5 protein-coding genes are annotated in these 4,594 nt (G+C 49.5%); all 5 read right to left on the bottom strand.

What is annotated here, in order from left to right; genetic code table 11:
* Window positions 1-252, bottom strand: a 252-nt coding sequence (locus ACT3TY_RS17720; protein WP_444629076.1) for an ABC transporter substrate-binding protein, incomplete at its 3' end; no start/stop codon positions are given.
* Between the two features lie 318 nt (window positions 253-570).
* On the bottom strand, window positions 571-1,731 hold the full coding sequence (locus ACT3TY_RS17725) for a mandelate racemase/muconate lactonizing enzyme family protein (RefSeq protein ID WP_444622095.1): 1,161 nt from the start codon (window positions 1,729-1,731) through the stop codon (window positions 571-573).
* A 22-nt stretch (window positions 1,732-1,753) separates the two neighbouring features.
* Window positions 1,754-3,031: a TRAP transporter large permease gene (locus ACT3TY_RS17730; RefSeq protein WP_444629077.1), complete on the bottom strand. Its 1,278-nt coding sequence runs from the start codon at window positions 3,029-3,031 to the stop codon at window positions 1,754-1,756.
* 3 nt (window positions 3,032-3,034) lie between these two features.
* The gene (locus ACT3TY_RS17735; protein ID WP_441678546.1) at window positions 3,035-3,571 is read right to left on the bottom strand and encodes a TRAP transporter small permease; all 537 of its coding nucleotides are present in this window, start codon (window positions 3,569-3,571) and stop codon (window positions 3,035-3,037) included.
* 61 nt (window positions 3,572-3,632) lie between these two features.
* Window positions 3,633-4,594 (bottom strand): TRAP transporter substrate-binding protein (locus ACT3TY_RS17740; RefSeq protein WP_444629078.1); only part of this gene is annotated, 962 nt, incomplete at its 5' end.

Raw genomic sequence — 4,594 nt, forward strand, 5'->3', positions numbered from 1 at the left:
GATACGCTCCAGCGTCCAAACTACATCTTCAGCAGTGAGTGCGTTACCTGAATGGAAGTGAATATCGTCGTTTAGAGTGAACAGAATCGACATATCATCGCCGGCTACTTCCCAGTCACTAGCGATCGAAGGCAGGATGATGGTTGGATCATGAGGATCCAGTTCAATTAGCGTGTCATAAAGGTTGGCATTAACAAAGGCAACATCGTTACCCGTAGCCGCAGCAGGGTCCAGCGACAGTATATTATTCATTTTCAATGCAATAATAAGCTGGTTGCTGGGTGTATTTGAATGCGCTGTTATTGACAGCATTAGCATTATCATACCCGCGAAATATCGGATAAAGATGTTCATTTAGTCTCCAATACGCTAAAGAAATCTGATGCATTATTAGTAATACATATTATGTTTGATAGCGTATAGCCTAATCAAAGCGCCTGCATCACTCCATTAGTCTAATATTTTATTCTCTACTTTTAATGAATAGACAGATAGATAACGAACGCTATTAAGCAGCTGCTTAATAGCGTTCGTTATTAGATAGAAGTACATTTAGAACCGAATTATTAGCTATTCATCAACTGCACCCGTACTCTGCCTTTCCTTTAATGCATACGTGTTTAACGCCTCACGATTAATATCAATGCCTAATCCTGGACCATCCGGTACGCTCATCACGCCGTGTTGATGCTCAACCGGCGTTTGTACCACCGCCTGACGAAACGGATTTTCAGTTCGGTCAAACTCCATAATCGGTTCAAGCGGTTTTCGCCGCGGTGGGTTAGGCGCGAGTGCTGCCATAAACTGAAGGCTGGCCGCCAAACACACTGCAGTGCCCCAAACGTGTGGCACTAGCCTTACGCCGTGCATGGCGGCCATATCCGCCACCCGACGAATTTCGCTAAAGCCACCCACGCCGCAAATATCCGGCTGTACGATGTCGACAGCCCTACGCGCCAGCGGCTCATGCATAGCGTAACGCCCGTGCCAGTTCTCTCCGCTAGCCACGGGAATAGGCTGCCCTGCCCTTACGGCGGCATACGTGTCGATTTGCTCCGGGAGTACCGGCTCTTCAAACCAGTCGACACCAAACGCTGCCGCACGCTGGCCTACTTCAATAGCTTCCAGGTAGTCGTAGCCGTGATTTGCATCAATCATTAACCGCACATCCGGCCCGATTGACTCCCGCACCGCCTCTATCACTTTCAGGTCTTCTTCAACGTCGAAGCCGATCTTGATCTTGACGGCGTGAAAGCCTTCATGGCGATAGCGTGCCACTTCCGCCGCAACGTCACTGATACGCTCAACTCCCTCACGGCAAAACGAGCCGGTGGCATAAGCACGCACAGATTCACGGAACCGACCGCCAAGCAGAGTGGAAACAGGTACGTCAAAGTGCTTGCCCTTGATGTCCCACAGCGCAATATCGATACCACTCAATGCCGTCATGGTTAAGCCACGCTGGCCCTGATCACGGAGACGGTTATAAAGGTTGAGCCACACTTTCTCGGTTTGCAGCGGGTCTTCGCCAATCAGTGTTTGAGCGTATAACTGAACAATGGCAGCATTAGGCTTGGCAGGCCCTAAGCACTCACCCCATCCAACGGTGCCGTCTTCACAAATGACTTCGACCAGACAGTGCTGGCGGCGTGTGAATGACATCGAAGCACTTTCAAACGCTGTTTCAAGCTTGTGATCCAGAATATGAGTCTTGACCGATTCTATTCTCATGGCTGGTTTTCCTGTCGTGGCATTATCTAAAAAGGCCAGGTAGCGTTAATGAAACCGCCGGGATGTAAGTCACCAGCATTAGCGCCACAAACAGCGCCAGAAAGAACGGCCAAATGGTGCGGACCGCCTGTTCAATTTTAATTTTTCCGATCACACAACCTACAAAAAGACACGCGCCAACGGGAGGTGTACATAACCCCAGCCCAAGGTTCATCATCAGGATGATGCCGAATTGGATAGGATCCATCCCAAACTGCATGGCGACCGGCAAGAAGATAGGCGTGCAAATCAGAATCAAGGCTGCCATATCCATGATCATGCCTAGCACCAGAAGAATCAGGTTAAGCATTAAAAAAATCACGACAGGCTTGTCTGAAATCGTCATCAGTCCGGTGGTCAGAATTTCAGGTACGTTATAGAGCGCCAGCAGGTAAGAAAAAGCCGATGCGCAGCCCACCAAAATCATGACCAATGATGTGGTTTTAACCGACTGAATAACGGCTGCCTTGAAGGACGCCCACCTAAGCTCACGATAGACAAGCCCGGTCACAATAATGGCGTAGATCGCGCCAAAGGCCCCGGACTCCGTTACGGTCAAAATGCCCGAAAGAACACCGCCCACAATAATAACAGCAGTCATTAAACCCGGCAGCGAGGCCACTAAACTAAGTAATAAGGCTTGCCAGCCGGGAAATGCTTCGCCTTTATAGCCACGCTTAACGGCCACAATATAAGCAGCTACGGCCAAGCTGAGGCACATCAAGATACCAGGAACAATCCCCGCGATAAACAGCTGGGTAACGGAAATACCGCCCCCTGCTGCTACGGCATAGAGAATCATATTATGGCTGGGCGGAATCACGACACCCGCCACCGAAGAAGTGACCGTTACGTTGACAGCGTAGTCAGCGTCATAGCCTTTCTCTTTCATCACCGGGATAAGTATTGAGCCTAATGCAGTGTCGGCAACGGCTGAGCCTGAAATACCGCCAAACAGCATGGAAGAACTGATGTTAACCATTCCCAAGCCACCACGTACTTTCCCAACCATGGCCGAAGCCAAGCGTACAAGGCGCGTGGAAATGCCACCGTGGAGCATGAGCTCACCGGCAAAAATAAAGAAAGGAATTGCCAATAGTGAAAAGACGGAAATTCCCGAAAGAATACGCTGAAAGGCGACAAACAGCGGCAGCCCTTCATACATAAATGTAGCGACAGCAGCCAGCCCAACGGCAAAAGCGACCGGTGCACCTGCAACAAGGCCGAGAAAGAAAATTCCAAACAGTAGCATCAGCCCCATGGCTTATGTCCTCTCAACGTTACGAGACAGTAATCGTTGAACTATATCTGCCCCTGAAAACAGCATGATCAGCACACCACAGATCACCAAAGGGGCTGCACGCCAACTTTCAGAAAGACCAATCATTGGGATGGCTCTTTCCAGGTTTGTCATGACCAAATTCCAACCCTGAACCGCCATAAAACCACCAAACACCAGAATAAAAAGGTCCGAGATGTGGTGCAGTAATGCGCGTAGAAAAGGAGGGAAGCTCTCACGCACAAAGTCGATATTCAGATGGCTATGATATCTAACGCCAGCTGCGGCGCCTAAGCAGGTGATATACACCACTAACACCAAAGAGGTTTGCTCCACCCAGGTTGGTGTATCGTTAAGCACATAACGCCCGAAGACCAGCCAGCCGAACGTGGCAATAAGAATAACCAGCATGACACCTGCTAAAAGCACGCATAGCTCAGCCATGCCGTTTAATACACGATCCAGAGAGCCGCCTTTTGTCGTGTTTTTCCTGCTGCTGGGTGTTTCGAGTTCTATACTCACGGCACATTTCCTTTTAATCTTTCGGCGGCATTAAGCCGCCGAAAGGAAGCCAGCAAGAAAATTATTGTGCGGCTCTGATTTCCTCAATCAGTTCCCCAGTACCGGGGTTGTTGGCGATAAAGTTTTCGTACATGGGCTCCATCAGTGTCTGGAACGCTGCTTTGTCTTCTACTTCATTAACTTCCACGCCGTAATCGAGGATAATCTGACGGCTCTCTTCAGAGCTTTCGACCCACAATTCACGCTGCATGGCGGAAGCATTCATCGCTTCTTCACGTACAATGGCCTTGTCTTCTTCAGATAACTTCTCCCAGCTTGCTTTAGCAACACACAAACACTCAGGAATAATCAAATGCTCAGTTAACGAGTAGTATTCCGCCGCTTCGTAGTGGTTGCTTGATTCAAAGGAAGGGTAGTTATTTTCAGCACCGTCCAGAACACCGGTCGTTAAGCTTTGGTAGACCTCGCCATATGCCATTGGCGTTGCATTGCCGCCAAGTGCCTCCATCATCTCAACGTAGAGATCATTGTTCATGACCCGGACCTTTAAGCCCTGGACATCTTCTGGGGTATTGATCGGGTGTTTGGTGTTGTAGATGCTTCTGGCACCTGAATCGAACCAGGAAAGCACCACCAGACCTTTCTCTTCCAACGCATCAGCAAATCGCTGGCCAATCTCGCCATCCATCACCGTGTGCATATGATCTACATCGGTAAACAGAAAAGGCAGCGAGAAAACGTTCGTTTCCTTAACGATTGGACCCATAGGGCCCATATTGAAGTTGGCAAAGTCCAGAGCGCCATTACGTGTTTGTTCAATCGCGTCGGACTGATCACCTAATACAGCATTATTGTAGACACGTGGCGAGACACGTCCTTCCGTTTGTTCTGTAACCGCTTCAGCAAAGGCTTCAAGCGCTACCGTGTTGGGGTAACCGTCCGGGTGTATATTCCATCCCCTCCAGTTATCGGCTTGGGCAGAGACCGCAGCGGCTAATAGTGAGACACCTGTTAACGCAAACT

Origin of the sequence: Halomonas sp. AOP22-C1-8, from assembly GCF_052378905.1 — a bacterium.
GTDB classification, from domain to species: domain Bacteria; phylum Pseudomonadota; class Gammaproteobacteria; order Pseudomonadales; family Halomonadaceae; genus Vreelandella; species Vreelandella citrativorans.

Excerpts from the sequence above, each read along its gene's own strand:
- ACT3TY_RS17725 (WP_444622095.1), bottom strand. The coding sequence starts at position 1,731 with ATGAGAATAGAATCGGTCAAGACTCATATTCTGGATCACAAGCTTGAA.
- ACT3TY_RS17730 (WP_444629077.1), bottom strand. The coding sequence starts at position 3,031 with ATGGGGCTGATGCTACTGTTTGGAATTTTCTTTCTCGGCCTTGTTGCA.